The organism is Anaerocolumna chitinilytica (assembly GCF_014218355.1).
Lineage (GTDB): Bacteria > Bacillota > Clostridia > Lachnospirales > Lachnospiraceae > Anaerocolumna > Anaerocolumna chitinilytica.
The window spans coordinates 892,097-915,334 of record NZ_AP023368.1; the positions used below are offsets into that span (position 1 = coordinate 892,097).

The window sequence follows — 23,238 nt, forward strand, 5'->3', positions numbered from 1 at the left end:
CAGTATATTTTATTATATATTTTTAAGTAAAATTCATTTATATAAGTAATGAAAATATTTTTTAATATACTTCTATCAATGACAACGTTAACAAATATAGAACATTATCAAGTGTTAAAAAAGGATAGTTTAATGAATTTGTTTTCCTTATAGATAGATTCATTATAGAAGAATAATAGAAATGAATAATAGAGAAGTATCTAAATGAAAGAAGATTAACAGGCAGAAGATGATTTGAATTAGTGGTGCTTTGAAAGGTAAGAAGAGCTGCCTATAGAGAAAAGGCAGTTTCTCAGGAATTATGATTCACGCCGGAGGAACTGCCGATCTATATAGGATTTATGAAATTTAAGAGTGCAGGGTTTGGTATAGATATTCTAATAACCGGTTATTGGCTTCCTTTGACTGAAAGCAAAATCTTATAAAGCGATTACCAAGGCCTGGAAAGCTTGAACAATCTCTGATCATCATTCCTTTCTTGATAGCACCTTCAAATACCTCATAGGAGTCAGGATGCTCATCGGTAAGCTTTAACAGAATAAAGTTCCCGTTAGGTTCGTAATACTTTATGGTATTTATTTTACTTAATTCGGTCTTAATTCTTTCTCTTTCATTGTTTATAAAGCTTCTGGTTTCTTGAATATAATTTTCATCAGAAAACATGATTTCACCTGCTATCGAAGCCAGAATATTTATCGTCCAGGGGTTCTTATTTTCGTTGACCAATTGAAGCAATGCTTCGTCACTGGTCATAGCATAGCCCAGACGGAGACCGGGAGCTGCAAAGAACTTGGAGATACCCCGGAGGATGATAAGGTTTTGAAAGGCAGAAAGAAGAGATACCGAGGTTGCAGAGGAAATATCCGGGGCAAATTCTACATAAGTCTCATCCACCATACAATATATATTTCTATCCCTGCAAAAGGTAAGAATTTCTGCCATGGTCTCTGTCCGAATCACAGTAGAGGTAGGATTGTTCGGATTACAGATTATAAGGAGGTTATAGGGAGCTTCCAGGGTTTCTTTTAGTGCAGAGATATTTACCTGAAAGTTCTCCTCTTCCTTTAAAGGAAAATAATCAATCATACTTCCTGCAAGCTTTAGTTCTCTTTCGTATTCAGAATAGGTAGGACTTAGAATCAGAGCTTTTTTAGGCTTTATAAATTTTATAAACAATGAGATAAGTTCCGTTGAACCATTTCCTACCAGGATATGGTCGATATTGCATTTATTATCACTTGGAGTATCCTTATCAATATAAGCGGCAATATTTCTTCGCAAAGCTGTATATTCTCTGTCGGGATAATCTGTTATGGCGTCAAGATGGCTTGCAAGCGCGGATCTTAACACCGGTGATATACCAAGGGGATTGACATTCCCTGCAAAGTTAATGATATCCTCTTTTTTTATTCCATAATATTTTTCTATTTTTTCTAAATCACTTCCGTGAAAATGTTCCTTTGACGTTATCATAGCCTATCCTTTCCCTTGCGAAATCCTGTCGTTTAGTGTTATAATAATTATAATGTAAAGAAAAAAAATTGCAATATATACATAAATAATCCAGGTCTGGGGTGAAGTTGTTGAAGGAGAAGATAAAACAATTAGCAGGCGGATGCTTTGAATATGAATCTCCCGCTTTATTATTATCAGAGGAAGAACTTATTATAACGGTGGATGCAGGCGGTTGCTATGAGGGTACACTTACCGTCTCGAATACTCTTCGCACGAAAATTACAGGACAAATTTATACTTCCAGCACCTTTTTTCATATCAAAGAAAAGGAACTGCATGGTGAAAACCCTACAATAACCTATACCGTAGAGGCAAAGAACCTTGCCCCGGGAGATGTTATCCGGGGGTTTCTTGATATTGTAAGTGATAGCGGTGAGGTAAAAGTACCTTACATCATTACAGCAGAACCACCTTTCTTAAACTCTTCCCTTGGCAAAATAAAAGACTTTTTTCATTTTACCAATCTCGCAAAATCTGACTGGGGGGAAGCAGTAAAATTCTTTAAAGCAGAAGAATTCAGGGAATTCCTGAGCTACCGGGATAGAAAGTATCTTACATTATATGATGCTTTGAGAAAAAGCAGATCGGCAAACCTGGCTTTAGAGGAATTTCTCGTTTCGGTTCATAAAAAAAATCCCATTAGTTTTATTGTAGACAAGAATATCCTGGAATATGAAGTTGATACCGAAAGCTTTATGGACAAGGTTATCTTAATGAAGGATAACTGGGGATATGAAGAGATAAGAGTAAGCTGCGAAGGGGAGTTTATTATACCGGAGCATAAGATTATATGGTCAGATTATTTTGTGGGGAATACATATCCGTTAGAATTTGTAATCCAGCCTCTAAAGATGCGAAAAGGCAGGAATTACGGCAGGATAGTATTGTCCACTGTTCATGATACAGTTGTAGTAGAGGTGACAGCCCTGCGTAAGGGTGCGAAGGATACAGAGAGGCTTAAACAAAGGCATATCAGGGGAAAAGTCATTTCCTGTGTGAGAAATTACCTGAACTTCAGAGAAAACCGTATCAGTTCTGAGGAGTATATTCAAAACACAGAAGTAGAATTAAAAGGTTTAAAGAGCGGTAACAAAGAGAAACGGCTCTGGCATAAGCTTTTAGAAATCCATCTGCTGCAGATTGCTGACAGGGAGACTTCAAATATAGGAGTCTCAAATGACACAGAGACTGTTGATACCAAAGCTTCCGACCTGGAAGCCAGAACCGCTCTGAAGGCTGTCAAAAATGAAATTATGGATGAAAAGCAAAAGGATATGGCGCTTATCTGCGGCTACTGGTACCTTCATGCACTGATAGAAAAAACCGAGGAAGCAGTAGAGACAGCCGTCAGGGAAGTCAGAAATATCTTTCACATGAATTCAAATGATTACAGAATACTCTGGTTCCTGCTATATACGGATAAACGTTTTGACAATAATAAACCACAGGCATTGGAGCTTTTAAAAGAACAGTATATGAGCGGCTGCCGCAGTCCATATCTATATTTTGAAGCCCTTATAATCTATAAGGAGAATCCGGTCCTTTTAACAGATTTGACGGACTTTGAGATACAAGTATTGCTCTTTGGGACGAAGGAAGGATTTCTGGAGGATGAATTAGTAAGGCAGTTTACATATCTGGCAGCCAAGAGAAAGGAATTCTCAAGAGGTATTTATTTTGGCCTTACACGGATATACAAGGAGTATTCAGAAAAGGGTAAAAAGGAAGATCAGACCCTTCTAACCAGTATATTAACCGCTCTGATCAGTCTTTTAATAAAAGGCCATAAAAGAGGGAAGAAGTATTATGTCTGGTATCAGGAAGGAGTAAAGGAACAGCTTCGCATAACAGAGCTTTATGAGAATTACCTTTATTCCTGCGACGAAGAGGGCCAGGAGAAACTGCCTATGCAGGTACTGCTTTATTTTATCTATAACAGCAGTCTCCAGGACAAAAAACGAGCCTTTCTCTATGCATACATTATTAAGAACAAGGAAGAGCTTTCTTCTATTTACCGAAGTTATAATAAAAAGATTGAGAATTTCGGAAAGAAGATGTTAAAACTGGGGGCAATTGACAGAAACTTGTCTGTTATCTATGAGGAATTGGTTCGGATGGACGGGTTTTCAGAAGAGATTTTTAAAGACTTATCTAATGTCGGCTTTAAGCAGGAGTTGTATTGCAATAACAGCAATATAAAAGGTGTAATCACGCTTCATCAGGAGACCGGCGATGAAATCTATTCCCCTTTGGTTTCAGGCTGTGCTTTCATTGACCTGTATACGGAAAACCACGAGATTCTCCTTGTGGATAACCAGGATAACCGGTATGCTAAGACGATTCCCTATACTTTATATCCTTTTCTTGGAAAGGATAGTTATCTGACGGATTATCTGAAGTATGAAAACAGTAATCCCATGGTACTTTTGAATTTTGCACAGAAGATAGAAGCCTACCAAAAATTTGATGAAGAATCTGTTCGAATTCGGAGAAAGCTTCTTGAGCTTCCTTTTCTGGTAGATAGCTATAGAAGCAAACTTCAAATGGAGTTAATTTCTTATTATTATGATAATTTTCAGGCAGATATTTTAGAGGATTACCTGAGAGAAATTCACCTGGAAGGGTTAAACAAAGCTGACAGGATTAAGATTATTGAATTATATATCAACAGGAATTTCTATGAGGAAGCGAAAGCTGCATTAATAGAGTATGGCTTTGAAGGTGTTCAGCTTGGCAGATTGCTGAAGCTATGTAACTGGCTGTTATTGGCTTCTGAGGAAGCAGTGCAGGACTCATACGAGGAACAAAAGACTTCCAGTGAAACTAGGATGACCTATAATGATGTTTTAGGGAAAGAACTGGCGTCAAACTTAAGCTTTTATATCTTTAAAGCAGGAAAATACAATGAAGAGATATTGTCATACCTGGTAAAGACATACGAGGGTTCTACCCGAGAATTATATGGTCTGTGGGAAGCCGCTTGTGGCTTTGAAATTGATACCTGTATTTTGGAAGAGAGACTTCTTATGCAGATGCTCACCACCCGTGAATATCTTATAAATTCACCTCAGGTGTTCCTAAAATACTACAAAAAAGGCTGCAATAGGCAATTAATCAAGGCTTTCTTGTCCTATCATGCATATAAATACCTTGTTAACGGAAGAATTCTTGGAGCGGAAATCTTTCAGGTAATGCGAAGGGAACTGATTTATGAAGAGAATGAGGTCTGTATGCTGGCGCTTTTAAAGAAACTTTCCAAGGAGGATTGTTTTGATGAGAGTGAGAAAGAATTTATTGATTATAATCTTCAACGCTTTTTACGAAGGGGTATCGTGATGCCCTTTTTCAAAGATTTTAAAGGAGTTCTGCCTCTGAACGGAAAGCTTCTTAGCAGCAGCTTCGTAGAATACATATCGAATCCAAAGGGAAGAGTATTTATCCACTACAGATTGGAAGACTCGGAGGAGTTTACAGAAGAAGAAATGCGAGACATGTTTCAAGGGATTCATGTTAAGGACTTTATCCTTTTTGCTGACGAGACCTTGCAGTATTATATAACGGAGGGCGAGGGGCCGGATGCGGCTATCACCGAGAGCGGAAGCATAAAAGCCGAACAGGAGATGTCACAAGATGAGGGTACCCCCTATGAAGGGATAAATTTTATGGTGACCGCTTTGGACATGGGTGATTACGAAAGCATTCAGGAAGGTATCAGAAATTACTCGATGAACAGACATCTTATGAAGGATTTATTCAAAGCCCTTTAAAGGTATTTCGTTTAGTCAGGAGGTTTATTGTGGCTGATAATAAGAGCTTGATATTAGGACTTGATTTTGGTGATCAGGATATACAGATATGCTGTTTTAATTCAAAAGCCCTTGAACCGGAATCGGTTTCCTTATGTACAGGTAATAATCCATACTTCTTTCCGGCAGTGATTGGTGTAAAGCCAGGGGGCAAAGAGTGGGTATTTGGGGAAGAGGCCTTGGAATTACAGAAGAAGGGCATGTGCCAGGCAGCAGGCAATTTATATCAGATAGCAGTACAGGGCACTGAGACGGTATTCTATGACAAAGCTTATACCGCAGCTTATCTGCTGGAAAAGCTTTTTCGCAAGTGCCTTACCTGCGTAACGTTAAAATTTCCGGGAGAAGGAATATCCAAGCTTAATGTCACTGTCAAAGAGCTAAATGATTCAGTAAGAGCAGTATTACAAGAAGCTTTCGCTAACCTTGGGCTAAAAGAGGATAGATTATCCCTTCAAAGTCATTCATTAAGTTACGAATACTATGCTCTGAATCAGAAAAAAGAGCTTTGGAGCAATGATATCGGATTATTTCATATGGACGAAGAGGAATTTCAATACAAGCAGATTAGTATCAGCCGTAAGTTTACACCGATACCTGTTTGTGTGAGCCAGAAAGATTTTAATGATGTATTAAGTTATGAAGAGGTATTAAAGGGAGATAAGGAACGGTTGGAGTACTGCTTTTTAAATCTTGCGAAAAGTATTTTGCATAAACAGCTAGTTACGACTATCTATGTTACCGGATGCGGATTTGAAGGGGATTGGGCTGATAATGCATTAAAAGAATTATGCGTGGGCCGAAGGGTGTTCAAAGGACAGAACCTGTATGCAAAGGGAGCATGCTATGCGGCAAAAGAAAAGAAAAATATAGAAGAAGGGAAAAGCGGAGAGTTTCTTTTCCTGGACTCCGACCAGATTACTTCTTCAATATCGCTGGAAGCTATAAAAGGAGAGACGTCTTGTCAGATACCTCTATGGGATGGATATAAACCCTGGTTTGATGGAGGTCTGACCCGGGAATTTATTCTGACAGAAGATAATAAGCTGACAATACTGGCAAAGGACTTATTTACCCTAAAAAAGGAGTATCATGAAATTACCCTGGATGGGCTGGAAGTCAGATCGGACAAAACCACCAGGATTGAAATTTCAGTTTCCTTTAAAGATAGCAAGACAGCTCTCGTTCATATAAGAGAAAAAGGCTTCGGTCAGATGATTCCTTCTCTGGGACTGAGCTGGGAGAGTGAAATAAAGCTATAGGAAGGGGCATAACTATTTTATGGGAATACTATTCGTTTGTGAAGAAAATAAAGCAAAGCTTCCTTACCGCTTTATGGTAACTGATACTAGTATTTTTACAGCGGAAGAACTTTTTTATTATATCTATCATAATTTTTTTCTTTTAACCGATGAATTATATGATGAGATTTTTTTGACTTGGCTGGAACAAGAATTACAACTAAGTGAGAAAGCAGCTGGAATAAGAGAAATTAAAAAAAGCTTTTCCGGATATGATGCATTAATAGAAGCAGCTTCCATTCTTCTTTCAGAGGTTAATATATATACCCCTGATGAAGTGAAGGAGTTTTTGATACGACAGAGAGAAAGAAAGAATGTATCTCCTTCAGAATTAGCCTTAAAAAGAGCAGAATCTTTTCTTGACCATAACAGATACTATGAAGCAGGAAGAATTTATGAAACCTTGTTAGCGGGAGATGTAATGAATGCTGTTGTAAAAGAAGAAGCCGGAAGGCTCTGGCATAACCTGGGTGTCTGCAAGCTTTATACGGAAGGCTTCAAGGAAGCCGCGAAGCATTTTAAACGAGCTTACGAGATGACGGGAGAGGAAGTGTCGAAAAGGCAGTATTTGATTTGCTGTATTCTTTGCGAAGAAGAATCTTCCCTGCAGAGCGAGGAAGGAATAGAGGAAGCTTATATAGAGGATATTAGAAAAGATATTCAAAATAGTATAATACAGTATAACTCTTCAACAGAGTATCAGAGACTTGAAGAATTAAAGGAAGTTAAAAGCAGTGGTAATTTAGTAGAGTTCGTGCAGGGAGTCAAGGAATTGATAGAGGCTTATAAAAAAGAATTCCGGTCGGAATTTTAGGCAGCACAAGCACAGAGGAGAACAGGCATGGCGTTTTGGAAGCGTAAAAATAAAGGTAAGGACAACCTAAATAAGGATGAGAATCTTTCGGGGCCAGCGGGACTTACTGCCCAGTTAACGGAAGCAGACTACCGGACATTAAAGAGAAGCTTTATTGAAGAAAGCTGTGACCAGGTTGTGGAAAGTACACTTCAGGGTCAGGAGTTGAAGGCAGAATTTCAAGCGGTAACAGCCTATATCAGCGATATTCAAAAAATCGAAGGCCTTAATCGCGAGGATAGGGAACTGGTGAATGACCTTGCCAGAAAAATAATCACCCTGTCAAAAGACCGGGAAAGATATAAGAAGGGTATCAGGAAGATTAAAGATACTCATTATCTGAACATGGCAAAGTTTGAAGAGAGCGTGCCAAGAGATTTAAAGAAGATGAAATACTGGGAAGAATACAGCGTCAATATTCAAAATGACTTTAAGTATCTGGAGAGTGAAAAAACCGCTCTTCACCACCAGATATTGGAGGTGGAATCAAACCAGAAGACCCTTGGTACCATAGGAATTACCACCTGTATACTTTCTGTACTGCTATTCCTGGTGTTCATATGGATAAATAGGAAGGCTGGCGCTAATATGCAGCTGCCCTTTATGCTGACCATAGCCATGGATGCCGCCGCAGCCGCTTATATTTTTCTGCGTTCTAAGGAAAACAAAAAAGAAATGGCAGAAACAGAAAAGAAATTAAACCGGGCCATTCTTTTATTAAATAAAGTACGTATCAAATATGTTAATAATACCAATGCTCTGGATTATTGCTACGCAAAGTATTTGGTAGACAGTCAGGCTAAACTTGAAATAATGTGGGAACAATACCAAAAAGAAAAAGAAGATGAAAATCAGTATAAATTAAGCAAAGATCAGTTGGAGTATTATAAAAAGGAATTAATTGCCCGTTTAAAGGAGGCCAGAGTAACCGACGCGAAAATATGGATCCACCAGTTGGAAGCGCTTCTTACCCCGGCAGAAATGGAAACAGTAAATACAGCACTCATTGAGAGAAGGCATAAGGTTAAGGAACAGATCGATCAGAACAGTACTCTGAAAGATAAATGTATAGAAGAAATAGAAAAATTTACAAAAGAAAATGAAGAAAACAAGATTTATGTAGCTGAGCTTCTAAAAAAGAAGGGAATCGCTCTTGACATATAGACAAAGTTTTCATATGATATTCATAGTTGTTGTATAATCGAATAATGCAAATGTTATGATGGAGAGGATTAGATAGGTAAGTGTACCAGAGAGGACAGTTCATAGGCTGAAAGACTGTTTTACTTACTGCTTGTTGAAGGTAGCTCCTAAACTGTGTCTTTGAAGAAGAGTAGGAGATACCGGGAAATCCCGTTACAGAGTAAAAGGCAGCTTATTTATTTTGCTGTAAATAAAGGTGGTACCACGGTTCTTCGTCCTTTTTGGCGGGGAACTTTTTTTATTGTCCGGAATGAACAGGAAAGGGCAGTTAAAATAGCAAAATCAGCTTGGTTAATCCCATAAACAGATGGATAAGAATATCGAGAATCAGAAAGATTAACACCCATTAAGCAAATTCTATAGGTTAACAAAAATAGTATGAAGTAAAATCAGGAGGAAGAAAATGAAGAAAGAATTGGAAAAAACCTATAATCCTGCGGACATTGAGGATAGACTCTATTCCAAGTGGATAAATAAGAAATATTTTAAGGCGGAAGTGGATAGATCAAAAAAACCTTTCACAATCGTAATGCCTCCCCCAAATATTACAGGACAGCTTCATATGGGGCATGCACTGGATAATACCATGCAGGACATCCTTACCAGATTTAAAAGAATGCAAGGCTTCAATGCGCTTTGGCAGCCGGGAACGGACCATGCCAGCATTGCTACAGAAGTAAAAATTATAGAACAGTTAAAAAAAGAAGGAATTGACAAAAAAGACCTTGGCCGAGATGGTTTCTTAGAGAGAGCCTGGCAGTGGAAAGAGGAGTACGGCGGACGTATCATCAGTCAGTTAAAGAAAATGGGCTCTTCCTGTGACTGGGACAGAGAACGTTTTACAATGGATGAAGGATGTTCCGAGGCAGTAGAAGAGGTATTTTTAAGACTTTATGAAAAAGGCTTGATTTATAAGGGCTCCCGTATAATTAACTGGTGTCCGGTATGCAAGACCAGTATCTCTGATGCTGAGGTGGAGCATGAGGAACAGGCAGGTCATTTCTGGCATATTCTCTACCCCATAGCAGGAACAGAAGATTTTCTGGAAGTTGCCACTACCAGACCGGAGACCATGCTGGGAGATGTTGCGGTTGCAGTACATCCCGATGATGAACGTTATAAAGCTTTAATTGGAAAGAATGTTATTCTGCCCTTCTTAAACAAAGAAATTCCTATAATTGCGGATACCTATGTAGATAAGGAATTCGGAACAGGTGTTGTAAAAATAACTCCCGCTCATGACCCCAACGATTTTGAAGTTGGCAAGAGACATGGTCTGGAACAGATTAATATTATGAATGATGACGCCACTATCAACGAAAAAGGCGGTAAATTCGCTGGTATGGACCGTTATGCAGCCAGAAAGCTTATGGTAAAAGAGCTGGAGGAAATGGGCCTTTTAAAGAAAGTGGAAGACCATACCCATAATGTTGGTATCCATGACAGATGTAATACAACAGTAGAACCGCTGATAAAACAGCAGTGGTTTGTTAAGATGGATGAGCTGATTAAGCCTGCAGTGGAGGCGGTTAAGAGCGGTGAAATTGCTTTTGTACCGGAGCGTTTTGATAAGATCTATTTTAACTGGACGGATAATATCAGAGACTGGTGTATTTCCAGACAGCTTTGGTGGGGACACAGAATACCTGCCTACTATTGCAAGGAATGCGGTGAGGTAATCGTAGCAAGAGAAATGCCGGATGTGTGCCCGAAATGCGGTCATACCCACTTCAGGCAGGATGAGGATACGCTGGATACCTGGTTTAGTTCCGCCCTCTGGCCTTTTTCCACCCTGGGCTGGCCAAAGAAGACGGAGGACCTTGATTATTTCTATCCTACCAACGTATTGGTAACCGGCTATGACATTATCTTCTTCTGGGTAATCCGTATGGTATTTTCCGGCTATGAGTATACCGGAAAAGCTCCTTTTCAGAAGGTGCTTATCCACGGACTTGTAAGGGATTCCTTAGGCAGAAAGATGAGCAAGTCCTTAGGAAATGGTATTGATCCTCTTGAAATTATTGATAAATATGGAGCAGATGCGCTGCGTCTAACTTTGATAACCGGAAATGCTCCCGGTAATGACATGCGTTTTTATTTGGAAAGAGTGGAAGCCAGCAGAAATTTTGCCAATAAGGTATGGAATGCCTCCCGCTTTATTATGATGAATCTGGAAAAGGCGGAAAGCGAAGGAAAAGAAGAAATTCACCTGACTCAAGCAGATAAATGGATACTTTCAAAATGCAATACGTTAGTAAAAGAAGTAACCGAGAATATGGAGAATTTTGAGCTTGGTATTGCAGTTCAGAAGATATATGACTTTATCTGGGAGGAATTCTGCGATTGGTATATAGAGATGGTAAAACCCAGACTTTACAGTGATACCGATGAGACAAAGAGTGCGGCAATTCATACTTTAAAACAAGTGCTTATAACCTCCTTGAAGCTGCTTCATCCTTATATGCCCTTTATCACGGAAGAAATCTATTGTACCCTGAAAGAAGCAGAAGGAAAAGACGGAGAAGATGTCTCCATTATGATAGCTGACTGGCCTGTTTTTGATGAAAAGCTTGGCTTTACCCAGGAGGAAGAAGCCGTAGAATTAATAAAAGCAGCCGTAAAGGGCATTCGTACCGTTCGTACCGGAATGAATGTTCCGCCGTCAAAGAAAGCATCTGTTATTATAGTGACAGAGAGCGGCAGAATTGCCGAAATCTTTGAGAACAGTAAAGCTTTCTTTGCAACCCTTGCCTTTGCTTCAGAAGTTAAGATTCAAAAGGATACCGATGGAATTCCATCTGATGCGGTAACAGCACTTATACCGGAAGCAGTTATATATATGCCTTTTGCTGAACTTGTAGATATCGAGAAGGAGATCGAAAGATTAACCCAGGAGAGAGAACGTCTTAAAGGGGAATTAAACCGTGTTACCGGAATGTTATCCAATGAGAAATTTGTAAGTAAAGCACCGGAAGCAAAGATTCTGGAAGAAAAGGAAAAGCTGGCTAAATATACTCAGCTTATGGAACAGGTAGAGGAACGCCTTAAAACTCTGAAATAAATAGCAGCAAACCCACTAAAATGGCAGCAGTTATTCCTAGAAGGTAAAATTACGCCAAACTCGCATCAAAGTTATGGAATATGTAACACTGTGCGCTCAAAGATGGTATAATTTAACCTAGTCATAACTGCTGCCTTTTCAATGTCGTAGATTTTTATTATATAAATATACTTGATTTTTAGCCATATTATGGGTAAGATAATGTTAATAGAGAAGTAAACAGGAGGATGTTTTTCAACATCTTGATTTAAGTACGTTTCAGGTTGAGTGTAACTTATAGAGCGCATCACACAATTTTCACTTTGATTTTAGTATACACGAAAGCACATTACATGGAAGGTTAGGTTGAAAAGACAAAAGACAGTTTTCAACTGCGGATTCAGGAATATAAAATCGAAGATTTAATATTCACGAAAGGGGTTAATATGATTAATTTTGATGAAGAAATCGCCAAATTCCAGCCAAGCCTTGAGGTCGATCAGGCGGAAGAGGTAATACACAGCAATGACTTATCTGATATAACAGATATTATTAAAACGATGCTGAAGGAAATTAAGGATAGAAAATAAAGGAAAGGAAGCCACGAAAAGCAAATCCACTTTTGATTCAATGAACATTGTTCGGGATAGTGGCGGGAAAAAAACATGATATGTCCTGCATGTAACAAGAGCATACAGAGTAAGAATAACCGCTGTGAACACTGCGGTGAAGATATCACGGTTTATAAAAAAGTGAATATGATATCAAACAGGTATTACAATGAGGGGCTTGCGAAGTCAAAGGTGAGAGATCTATCCGGAGCTGCCGTTCTGCTTAAGAAAAGCCTTGAATTAAATAAAAGAAATACCGAAGCCAGAAATCTGCTGGGCTTAATTTACTATGAGATGGGTGAATCGGTAGCTGCTTTAAGTGAGTGGGTTATCAGTAAACATTTTCAGCAGGAGAGTAATGATGCAGACCGTTATATGGAGCTGGTACAGGCTAATCCAACAAGACTTGAGAACCTGAATCAGACTACTAAGAGATATAATGCTGCTCTTTTATCGGCAAAACAAGGAAACGAAGATTTGGCTATTATTCAATTAAAAAAAGTAACCAGTTTAAATCCTCATTTCGTTAAGGCACTTCAATTATTAGCACTTTTATATATGAAGACCGGTGAGATGGAGAAGGCACTAAAGAATCTGACGAAGGCAAGTAAGATTGATGTTTCCAATACTACCACCCTTCGTTACCTGAAAGAAATTAATTCCCTCATGAATACCTCAGAGGAAGAGGGAAAAACAGAAACGAAAGAAGAGCGTAAGGTCAGAACGGAACCAGTTGCCTTTTCTCACGCGCCTTATAAAGAAGATAAACCTAATATATGGCCTTTTGTAAATCTGATTATCGGAATTGCGGTTGGTATTCTTGGTGCAGTATTCTTAGTTCTGCCAACGGCAAGAGACAATGTCCAGCGTGAATATGAAGCTAAGATCAAAACGAACAGTGCAACAGTCAATGAGCTGCAGCAGAATTACGATTCACTTCAAAAAGATAAAGAAACCCAGGATGCAACCATAGCAGATTTAAATAAGCAGATTGATGAGTTAAAGGGGAGTCAGGTGGATGATTCTATCTACGACCAGTTATTTAAGACAGCATCCCTTTATGTCAGTGAATTGCAAAAGGGGAATGGGGCAGAGATTGATTATCTTTCTGTTGCCAATGAACTTGCCAAGACACAAAGTGATAAATTTGATAAACCCCAGGCATTGGACTTGTACAATGAGATTAAGCAGGCAGTAGGAAGCAACGCTTCAGCAGCACTCTACGACAAAGGTCATGACCAGTATTCCTCAAGAAAATATGAGGATGCCTTAAAGAGCCTCTTAAGCGCTTATGAGTTAGATGATAAGAATGTTGATGCGGTATACTTTATTGCCAGAAGTTATCACCAGCTTGGTGATTATGAAAATGCAAAGAAATACTATAATCTCGTTGTTGATAAGTTCCCGGATTCCTGGCGTGTTAGTGATGCGAAGGAACGTCTGTCGAGTATTCAATAAAGATTATAGCTTAACTGAATAGAATAATGAATCAAAAGAAAAGACAATTCCAAAAATTAGCAGGAATTGTCTTTTCTCATATAGACGAAATGAAAAATATATGTTAAAATATGTAAATGTAAACTTTTGGATTTTTGTAACGGTAAATCCGGCAAAAGAAAAGGTTTTTACAGAGAATGAAATATGGAACGGGTAAAGTTTTATTTCAAAAAGCGTATGGTGTTTATCCGGAAAAGAGGTATGCATGGAAAAAAAAGAGCCCTTAAAGAAGACAAGCATTACAAGCAGAAAGGAGGCTGCGGAATATCATATAAAGGATAGGTGTCTTATTATTGAGGTAAAACAGGATTTAGACCATCATAATACTTTGTCTATCAGGGAACAGTCGGACAAGCTGCTTGATAGAGGACAGATAAAAAGTATTGTATTTGACTTCTCTGGGACTGATTTTATGGACAGTTCAGGAATTGGAGTCATAATGGGACGTTACAAGAGACTTACACTTTCCGGGGGGAAGATATTTGTAACAGGAATTAACCACAATCTTGACAGAATATTCAGAATGTCCGGATTATATCGGATCGTTCCGAAATTCGATTCCATAGAAGAGGCGGTTGCCAGAGCCAGATAATATAAATTTTCCACTTTTGATTGTCGAACATTCTGTTGCTGGCAGATATCTGATTGCTGGTGATAAACATGTTCACAGGGAGGTTTAATCGGGGAAAGGGATTTGAACAGGAGGATAAGTATGGATACCAACGAAATGTTATTAGAATTTGACAGCAGGTCTGAAAATGAAAGCTTTGCAAGGTCCGTAGTAGCAAGCTTTGTAGCAAAGCTGGACCCGACACTGGAGGAGATTTCCGATATAAAAACTGCTGTATCAGAAGCTGTGACCAATGCAATTATTCATGGCTATGAAGGAACAAAAGGAAAAGTAGTTGTAGTATGCAGAATATTTGAGCATGAAGTTTATGTAGAGGTCCATGACCAGGGTAAGGGCATAAAGGATATCAAGCAAGCTATGGTGCCGCTATTTACGACTAAGCCGGAGGAAGAAAGATCCGGTATGGGATTTTCATTTATGGAAGCCTTTATGGATGGTTTGGAAGTTGAGTCAGAAATGGGCAAGGGAACCATTGTTAAGATGAAGAAAAAAATCCATTAAGGTGCCAAGGCACTCATGGCGGTTATCCTGATAAAAAAGACGTCAGGAAGGAAGTGAAACGTTGGATACAATCGAACTAATCCGTTTATCACAAGCAGGTGATAAGGAGGCTAGAGATAGGGTAATAACGGAGAATATTGGATTGGTATGGAGTATAGTAAGAAGATTTATGTCAAGAGGCCATGAAACAGAGGATTTATTCCAGATAGGGAGCATAGGACTTATAAAAGCAATTGATAAATTTGATATGTCCTATGATGTAAAGTTCTCCACCTATGCAGTACCAATGATAATGGGTGAAATAAAGAGATTTTTAAGGGATGATGGCGCCATTAAGGTTAGTCGTTCCATGAAGGAGACAGCCGGTAAGATACGTATCACCAGAGAAAAACTGGGAACTCTGTATGGGAGAGAACCAACCTTGGAAGAAATCAGTAAGGAGCTTAATCTGGCAAAAGAAGAAGTGTTAATGGCTTTAGAATCAGGTGCAGAAGTAGAATCATTATACAAAACAATTTATCAAGGAGATGGTAATGCTATTTTTCTGATTGATAAATTAGAGCAGACAAATGATGAGAGCGAAAATATGATTGACAAGCTTGCATTGAAGGAAACAATAGCATCCCTGGATGAAAAGGATCAGGAACTAATCAGGCTTCGATACTTTATGAATAGAACCCAGACAGATATCGCAAAAGAAATGGGAATATCCCAAGTGCAGGTATCCCGGCTGGAAAAGAAGATACTTATGAAAATGAGAGAAAAAATGTCTTAAACTGGATTACATTACCAGTATAGAATGCAGGAGTAAACAGATAATATCAGAGTAGATAGAAAATTCTACAAGTCAATCCACAAAAAATCGTAGAAAACAGCATCGCTGAAAAAGAGATGCTGTTTTTTATTTACAGTAAATTCGAAAGAGGATGAAAAGTATGGCATTAAGACAGAAGAGTTTATGGATATTTGCCGCTCTGCTCCTACTGATTGCAGCAGGTATCGTAATAGCTTATTTCACACAGGATACACAAAAGAATTTTCATAAAGGTACCTTTGTCTATGAAAGGGAATATGTAGAAACTGCACAAGCAATGTATGATTTTGAGGGGAAGGTGCAAAATGAAAAATACACGCCTGTATATAAAGATTGAAAAAAGCAGTCTGCTGCATTACAAAGTAGTACGCTTAAAAGATGTGGCAAAGCTCTACTCACCAGAAAAAAAGATAACGGAAGAGCTTTACCAACAGGTTGTTTTCATTATAAAAGAAGATAAAAAGAAAGACTATATTTTTTCTGTATTAAAACTGATGGAGCTTATCCATCGCATGTATCCGGACATAGATATTATAAATCTTGGAGAAGCTGATTTTATTATACAGTATGAACCTGCTGTTAAAGAGAAAAAACTATGGGAGTATTTCAAAGTAGCTTTTGTATGCTGCATTGTATTTTTTGGAGGGGCTTTTACGATTATGACCTTTAATGAAGACGCAAATGTATCCACCATATTTGAGATAATATATAAATCTGCGCTTGGTACAAAGGAGGCAAAAGCCTCAGTTCTTGAAATATCTTATGCTGTAGGATTACCATTGGGTATTGTCATCTTCTTTAATCACTTTAGTAAGTTGAAGGTGGGGAAAGATCCTACACCAATGCAGGTTCAGCTGCGCCTATATGAATCAGATATGGATGATACATTAATTGAGAACAGTTCCAGAGAGGGGAAATCCATAGATGTTCATTAGATATGTATTACTAAGCCTTTTAGGACTTACTGCAGGTTTTCTAATTGCAGCCGGAACAGTAGCTTTTATTACAATTGTAGGTGTTCTTACAAGACTTGCTATACGTACGGATACAGCCAAGAGAATACTACTTTATGAAGATATTGTTGTACTAGGCGCTGCTTTTGGAAATATTCTGGATTTATTTAAAATACCTATTCCTTTGGGAACAATAGGGCTTATAATATTTGGTCTGTTTATGGGCTGCTTTGTTGGGTGCCTCTCTGTTGCACTGGAAGAGGTAATTCAGATTTATCCCATTATGATACACCGTTTAAAGCTTAAAATGGGTATTCCTATTATTGTATTGTTTCTCGCACTGGGAAAAGGAGCGGGAGCCTTATTCCATCTTTTTATCCATTATAAAAAGTAAAGAATAAATTTTGCGATTTTATATAAAAATATAAAGTAGTTAGACAGGCATTCCAGTGTAAGGAGGTTCTTTAGATGGAGAATAAAAAGAAAGTTACTGCTGCTGATGTGGTGAAAGAGCAGGATAAAACCAAGAAAGCCGAAAAATACAATCAATATGTAAAAGACAAGACACCTACCCATAATAAGATCATTAATCTCATTAATGCCTTCTGGGTAGGAGGAGCTATTTGTGTTATCGGTCAAGCATTTAATAACTATTATACACACCTGGGTTGTAACAAGGATCAGGCATCGGGTTATACAGCGTTGTCTCTCATATTTTTATCAGTACTTTTTACCGGTTTAAATCTATATCCTAAACTTGCCAAATTTGCAGGTGCGGGAACGGTTGTACCGATTACAGGATTTGCAAATTCCGTTGCAGCCCCGGCAGTTGAGTTTAAGAAAGAAGGACAGGTTTTTGGTATTGGGTGCAAGATATTTACCATTGCAGGGCCGGTAATATTATATGGTGTATTTTCCTCCTGGGTATTGGGAATTATCTACTATATTTTGATGAAAATGGGCGTAGTATGAATTATTAAAAGTATAATTCATACACAAGTACGCGCCTGCGAAATCCTCGGCACGAACTTGAGGCGTGTTGGAAAAGGTATAGGCGTAGTATGAATTATTGAAAAACATAATTCATACTTGATAGATTGTTGATTTAGATTGGAGGTATTATGGAGAATAGCAAAATGAGCGGAAAGCAAAGTATCCTATTTGCTAATCCGCCTTATATTATAGCAGGTTCCTCGGTTGCAGGTAAGAAGGAAGGGGAAGGACCTCTTGGAAAACATTTTGATGAAATCCAGGAAGATCCGATGTTTGGCGGGAAAACCTGGGAAGAGGCAGAGAGCAGAATGATGCGAAGAGCGGCTGACCTAGTAATAGAACATGCCGGACTTAAGAATACAGATATTCGTTATATGGTAGGCGGTGACTTACTGGGACAGTTAATTGCTACATCCTTTGGAATTATGGAACTGGAGATTCCGCTATTCGGAGTTTACGGGGCCTGTTCAACTATGGGTGAGTCCATTGCGGTTGGTTCCGTCTTGGTGGATGGAGGATTTTCTGATAAGGTCATGGCAATTACGTCCAGTCACTTCGCAGGAGCTGAGAAACAATTTCGTTTTCCTCTGGCCTATGGAAGCCAGAGACCTTTAGCTACCAGCTGGACCGTGACAGGAAGCGGAGCTGTTATTATAGATAAAGAGGATAAAAGGAGCGAAGAACAGCTTCAGTCAGAAGCACCGGTCTGTGTGAAGGGTGTAACCATTGGCCGTATTGTTGATTATGGAATAAAAGATTCCATGAATATGGGGGCTTGTATGGCACCTTCTGCCTATAAGACCATTTCTGCTAATTTTAATGATCTTGGTGTAAAGCCAGAGTACTATGATAAAATTATTACCGGTGATTTAGGATATATCGGTAAAGATATCTTGATTGATCTTTTGAAACAGGATGGTTTTGATATAACCAAAAACCATATGGATTGTGGTATTGAAATGTTTGATAAAGAAACGCAGGATACCCATTCAGGAGGAAGCGGCTGCGGCTGCAGTGCAATCACCTTAACAGGTTATGTTCTGCCAAAGCTTCGCAGGAGGGAGTGGAAGAGGGTTCTCTTTGTTCCTACCGGTGCCTTACTGTCTACGGTTAGTTTTAATGAGGGAAACCCTGTTCCGGGCATTGCGCATGCAGTTGTAATTGAAGGGTTATAAATTTGGTTATAAAATTATTTTTACATCAGGGATTTAACGATACAAAATGATATAAAGTTAAGAATCTTAGATAACTATTTATGGGCTTATTTAAGATTGCAGAAAGGATTCCTATGGACTATTTGAAAGCTTTTTTGATTGGCGGAGCAATTTGTTTTATTGTACAGATATTTATGGACAATACGAAACTCATGCCGGGACGTATCATGGTTATTCTGGTTTGTCTGGGAGCTGTGTTAGGCGCAGTGGGACTCTATGAACCCTTTGCAAAGTGGGCTGGTGCAGGAGCCACTGTTCCCCTCAGCGGCTTTGGTAATTCTCTATTTCAGGGGATTAAGGATGGTATAGATAAAGATGGATTTTTAGGAATATTTAAAGGCGGTCTGACAGCCACCTCTGCAGGTATTGCAGGAGCATTGATATTCAGCTATATTGCTTCGTTAATATTTGAACCTAAGATGAAAGAGTAAAAGCAATCATGATTTGATTTGGATTTCTGATAAGTATTAAATTGTGTATGTATTGTTTGATAATACAGTAAGAATAGTAAAACAGCAGGTGCCATTTTGTTAGAACAAGTGACATCTGCTGTTTTTATTTATAAGAGCTATTTAATTTCCATAATCGTAGTTAAATTCCGAATCAGTAGTATCTTCATCAGTACCATTATCACCAGTGTTTTCGGTATCTGCTCCATTATTTACTCCTCCGGTATTGCCGGCATCCGCCGGTGGAGTAGTCACAGGCGGCGTTATACTTGGAGTAGTTGTAGTTCCAGGAGGTGGAATAAGGTTCTGCAGCCCTGAGTTTTTAGCGTTGTGTATCTTACAGGTATCCTTTGGCAGTATATAAGGAGTATCCTTTGTTTTATCGGTTTCCTCTTTGACCAGCAATACCTTTTCAACTACTTTAGCTTTGGGACAGAAATCATTTGCAATATCGCCTGAAATTGTACAGATAGGAACTTTTACATGAACATCACATTTTTCAGTAGGTTCTGTGTTTTTTGCGAAATATTCGCTGATTACGGTGGAACCGCCTTCGTATTTGTCACATAGTCCATCCACAGCCAGTTTACCGCTCTGTGTACAGATGTTACGTTGAACAATGGAATCCGGCATGGTAAAGGGAACTGATTCAAGCTTGTATTCTTTGTGAATCTTTTCCATAACATCCCGCCAGATAATCTTTTGATAGCTTGTATTTGTCTGTGTTTTGTTGTTATCGAAGCCAGACCAGATACCGGCGGTATAATAAGGAGTGAAACCTGCGAACCATAAGTCATTTTCATCAGAAGTCGTACCGGTCTTACCTGCAATTGGCATATTATAGTTCTGGAACTTCACTAAAGTACCGGTTCCCTTCTTTACAACATCCTCCATTGCGTTGGTTAGGAGGAAAGCGGTAGACTCCATCATAACCTGACGTACCGTTGACTTGTTTTTCAATAATACCTTGTTATCATGGTCTAATATCTTTGTATAGAATATAGGCTTTGAATATACACCACCATTGGCAATAGCAGCATAAGCAGCTGTCAGTTCGAGGTTGGAAACACCTTTTGTAATACCACCTAATGCCAGGGAAAGGTTAATATCAGAATAAGTCTTACCGGTGTCAGAGGTCATATTGTCTACAAGTGTGGTAAAACCAAGCTTCTGAAGGTAGTCAAAACCAACTTTTGGAGTTACTTTTTCCAGGGTTTTAACAGTAACAACATTCATTGACCTGGTAATAGCTTTTCGAAGAGTAGTTAACCCTTCATAATTCTCACCATACCAGTTGTTAACGTACTTATCTGTGCCCGGATATTTATAAGGAGCATCATCTACTACCGTTGCCAATGTCATACCGGCTGAGTCAAGGGCAGGCAGGTAAGTTGAGAGAACCTTAAAGGTGGAACCTGGCTGTCTGGTAGTATTTGTAGCACGGTTTAAAGTACGGTTGCCGGTCTTTTCTCCACGTCCGCCGATGAGACCTACAACATATCCCGTATGCTGATCCATGATTACCATAGAAGATTGAGGCTGGATGATAAGGCTGTTTTTTTCACCGAGAATCGTATCGCCGGCTTCAACTTTTGCAGCTTTGAAGTCATCAATGAGTTTAAGTGCTTTATCCTTTGAGGAAAAATACGCGTTAGTCATATGCCCATAAGCTAATAAATCATTTGTGTGATAATGTACGGTTTTTCCGCTCTTTTTCTCAATAGAAAGAGCATAGGTTAATTCCCAGAAAGAGTCCGTACCCAATTTAGGAAAATAACTTTCATCGGTATAAACATCGTCAAGAACAGATTGGACCTTGGAATCTAGGGTTGTATAAATGTTTAATCCGCCGCTATAGAGGGTATTGCTGGCCTGCGTATAAGTATAACCCTTCTCTTCCTGTAAGTCAGCGATAACCTGTTCGATCAGCTCATCGACAAAATAACTGTTATAGGAGGACGACTCAACCTGTTCTTCATTTACAGACTGTATACGGGAATAAACATCATCAGCTACAGCTTCCTTATATTCTTCTTCCGTACATTTGTCCAGACGCTTCATGTTATCAAGAATCTGTAAACGTCGCTGGGAATTGTTTTCCGGATGAGAGATAGGATTCATATTGGTAGGTGACTGGGCGATTGCAGCAATAACGGCTGCTTCCGATAAGGTAAGGTCAGCCACGTCTTTATCAAAGTAACGCTTAGAGGCAGTCTGCACACCATAAGTTCCGGCACCTAGATTAATCGTATTCATATAGTATTCCAGTATCTGCTCTTTACTAAGTTTTTGCTCCAACTGAATAGCCAGATACTGTTCTTGTATCTTACGGACCGCACGGTCCATAAAGTTATCCTCAGCACCGCCGTTAAATACTTGATTTTTTATTAACTGCTGGGTTATAGTACTGGCACCCTGGTCAAAATCACCTGTTTTGACACCAAGCAGAAAGGCTCGGAAGATACCTTGCATATCAATTCCGTTATGCTGATAAAAACGCTCGTCCTCAATACTGATAAAGCAATTCTGTAATACGGTAGGTATTTTGTCTATCGTAACATATACACGATTCGATTCAGCACCAATTAAAGTATCAATTAAATTTCCGTCTTTGTCATATATATTGGTAGTAAAGCCTTTTGGTGCCAAATTAATCTGATCTACGCTGGGGGCACTGTCTGCAAGTCCCTTTAGAACACCGAATCCTAAATAAGAGCCGATAATTATAATAGAAACCAAGCCTACCAGAATCAACCTGAATGCGGTAACGCTTATCTTAGTTGATATCTTTCTGGAAGCAGATCTGATATATTGCTGCTTTTTGGCGGTTCCCTTCTTGCTAAAATCCATATTAAACCTCCATGTTGCCAACACCGTTGATATTGGTGTTAACACAAATTTGTATAGGAATATGTTCTATCTAATTCCTACGAATCAACATATTGTTAATGTCCCAAAATCTTTCTCAGCCAACGGCCGCAAATCTGGGCATCAGCACAAATTTGTGTAGGAAAAAATGTCTTCTATTTTTTCCTACTATTTCGTTATTATATCAAATACAGCCTTTAAAATAAAGAAATATTTTGTTTATACAGTATAGGTACTAAATGTGCAGCACTTGATAAATGCCGTCATTTATATTTTAACAAGGAACTTTAGGAAGAAATTTTGAAATTTTATGTTTCCATTATTGACTAACAATTTCTGACTATACAACACAAGATATATTATATAACTTTCATTCAAATATGTTAAGTATACACAAAGTTGGTGGTTTCATATGTTGAAACCAGGTAGTTATGCACACATGCTACAAAGTGTAGCGCAAGAAAAAACTCTAAAAATGTTAAAAATATCACAGAACATGTTGTAAAAATATAGTTATTCACACAAAAATTTACAATATGTGAAATTTGACTATTTTAGATTCTTAAAATGTGAATAATCCGAAAATTATAGCTTTATTTTATATTGTGTTAAAGATATAATAGCCATAGTTTATTATTTCTATTATTGCAATATTATTTAATAATTTTCAGATATTTTGGAGGGGCAATGGAAAAATTATTTTTAGAAGGAACAAAGAAGATAATGCTGGAAAATGAGCAGGAACTTATTTTTGACTATTATTTAGTAGAAGAAAGCAGGGGAAGTCAGAATGAGGAAAAGCTTTATGGAATTAAGGTATTCCAGCATATGAGGGATCATCTTTTGGTAGAGTATTCGGAACCTATCTCTGATTCAAGAGAAGTAGTAAAGGATATGATACATAAGCTCTGGAGAAATGATGTTACACTTATTACAATGCTAGAAATAGTAGATGACTTAGTTACAGAATGTATGCAGTAGTTTTACCG

19 protein-coding genes and 1 other annotated feature are annotated in these 23,238 nt (G+C 38.5%); of the genes, 17 read left to right on the plus strand and 2 right to left on the minus strand.

Annotated features, from left to right (window positions below; translation table 11 throughout):
- Positions 1-348 precede the first annotated feature (348 nt).
- Entirely contained in the window at positions 349-1,473 is a 1,125-nt protein-coding gene (locus tag bsdcttw_RS03915) for a pyridoxal phosphate-dependent aminotransferase (RefSeq protein ID WP_185258107.1), read from the minus strand.
- A 110-nt stretch (positions 1,474-1,583) separates the two neighbouring features.
- On the opposite strand from bsdcttw_RS03915, the gene bsdcttw_RS03920 reads away from it, so the two are divergent.
- The 16 genes from bsdcttw_RS03920 (at position 1,584) to spoVAE (ending at position 19,363) form a co-directional block, all read left to right on the plus strand.
- Positions 1,584-5,282: a DUF5717 family protein gene (locus tag bsdcttw_RS03920; RefSeq protein ID WP_185258108.1), complete on the plus strand. Its 3,699-nt coding sequence runs from the start codon at positions 1,584-1,586 to the stop codon at positions 5,280-5,282.
- 29 nt (positions 5,283-5,311) lie between these two features.
- Entirely contained in the window at positions 5,312-6,583 is a 1,272-nt protein-coding gene (locus bsdcttw_RS03925) for a DUF5716 family protein (protein WP_185258109.1), read from the plus strand.
- A gap of 19 nt (positions 6,584-6,602) precedes the next feature.
- Positions 6,603-7,436, plus strand: coding sequence for a hypothetical protein (locus tag bsdcttw_RS03930; RefSeq protein ID WP_185258110.1), 834 nt, complete (start codon positions 6,603-6,605; stop codon positions 7,434-7,436).
- Positions 7,437-7,463: 27 nt separating this feature from the next.
- Positions 7,464-8,639, plus strand: coding sequence for a hypothetical protein (locus tag bsdcttw_RS03935; RefSeq protein ID WP_185258111.1), 1,176 nt, complete (start codon positions 7,464-7,466; stop codon positions 8,637-8,639).
- Between the two features lie 46 nt (positions 8,640-8,685).
- Positions 8,686-8,901 (plus strand) — a binding site (T-box leader).
- Positions 8,902-9,081: 180 nt separating this feature from the next.
- Positions 9,082-11,739 (plus strand): valine--tRNA ligase, encoded by a 2,658-nt coding sequence (locus bsdcttw_RS03940; protein WP_185258112.1) that lies wholly within the window; start codon positions 9,082-9,084, stop codon positions 11,737-11,739.
- A gap of 425 nt (positions 11,740-12,164) precedes the next feature.
- A complete protein-coding gene (locus bsdcttw_RS03945) occupies positions 12,165-12,308 on the plus strand; it encodes a hypothetical protein (RefSeq protein WP_185258113.1) in 144 nt (47 codons plus the stop codon).
- A gap of 75 nt (positions 12,309-12,383) precedes the next feature.
- Positions 12,384-13,787, plus strand: coding sequence for a tetratricopeptide repeat protein (locus bsdcttw_RS03950; protein WP_185258114.1), 1,404 nt, complete (start codon positions 12,384-12,386; stop codon positions 13,785-13,787).
- A 244-nt stretch (positions 13,788-14,031) separates the two neighbouring features.
- The gene (locus tag bsdcttw_RS03955; RefSeq protein WP_185258115.1) at positions 14,032-14,418 is read left to right on the plus strand and encodes an STAS domain-containing protein; all 387 of its coding nucleotides are present in this window, start codon (positions 14,032-14,034) and stop codon (positions 14,416-14,418) included.
- A gap of 120 nt (positions 14,419-14,538) precedes the next feature.
- Positions 14,539-14,958, plus strand: a complete 420-nt coding sequence (gene spoIIAB, locus bsdcttw_RS03960; RefSeq protein ID WP_185258116.1) for an anti-sigma F factor — start codon at positions 14,539-14,541, stop codon at positions 14,956-14,958.
- A 61-nt stretch (positions 14,959-15,019) separates the two neighbouring features.
- Positions 15,020-15,733, plus strand: a complete 714-nt coding sequence (gene sigF, locus bsdcttw_RS03965) for an RNA polymerase sporulation sigma factor SigF (protein ID WP_185258117.1) — start codon at positions 15,020-15,022, stop codon at positions 15,731-15,733.
- 160 nt (positions 15,734-15,893) lie between these two features.
- A complete protein-coding gene (locus bsdcttw_RS03970; protein ID WP_185258118.1) occupies positions 15,894-16,109 on the plus strand; it encodes a hypothetical protein in 216 nt (71 codons plus the stop codon).
- Positions 16,078-16,707 carry a stage V sporulation protein AA gene (locus tag bsdcttw_RS03975; RefSeq protein WP_185258119.1) on the plus strand — a complete coding sequence of 210 codons (630 nt, stop codon included), beginning with the start codon at positions 16,078-16,080 and terminating at the stop codon, positions 16,705-16,707. The genes bsdcttw_RS03970 and bsdcttw_RS03975 overlap by 32 nt, the downstream gene beginning before the upstream one ends.
- Positions 16,697-17,119 (plus strand): stage V sporulation protein AB, encoded by a 423-nt coding sequence (locus bsdcttw_RS03980; RefSeq protein ID WP_185258120.1) that lies wholly within the window; start codon positions 16,697-16,699, stop codon positions 17,117-17,119. Before bsdcttw_RS03975 ends, bsdcttw_RS03980 begins: the two co-directional genes overlap by 11 nt.
- A gap of 74 nt (positions 17,120-17,193) precedes the next feature.
- Positions 17,194-17,697, plus strand: coding sequence for a stage V sporulation protein AC (gene spoVAC, locus bsdcttw_RS03985; RefSeq protein WP_185258121.1), 504 nt, complete (start codon positions 17,194-17,196; stop codon positions 17,695-17,697).
- A gap of 149 nt (positions 17,698-17,846) precedes the next feature.
- Entirely contained in the window at positions 17,847-18,893 is a 1,047-nt protein-coding gene (locus bsdcttw_RS03990; protein WP_185258122.1) for a stage V sporulation protein AD, read from the plus strand.
- A gap of 113 nt (positions 18,894-19,006) precedes the next feature.
- Positions 19,007-19,363 (plus strand): stage V sporulation protein AE, encoded by a 357-nt coding sequence (spoVAE, locus tag bsdcttw_RS03995; RefSeq protein WP_185258123.1) that lies wholly within the window; start codon positions 19,007-19,009, stop codon positions 19,361-19,363.
- A 141-nt stretch (positions 19,364-19,504) separates the two neighbouring features.
- Here the strand turns inward: spoVAE and bsdcttw_RS04000 are convergent, their stop codons facing one another.
- Complete coding sequence (locus bsdcttw_RS04000; RefSeq protein ID WP_185258124.1) at positions 19,505-22,231, minus strand: transglycosylase domain-containing protein; 2,727 nt, start codon at positions 22,229-22,231, stop codon at positions 19,505-19,507.
- A 705-nt stretch (positions 22,232-22,936) separates the two neighbouring features.
- On the opposite strand from bsdcttw_RS04000, the gene bsdcttw_RS04005 reads away from it, so the two are divergent.
- A complete protein-coding gene (locus bsdcttw_RS04005; protein WP_185258125.1) occupies positions 22,937-23,230 on the plus strand; it encodes a DUF6514 family protein in 294 nt (97 codons plus the stop codon).
- Positions 23,231-23,238: the final 8 nt, after the last annotated feature.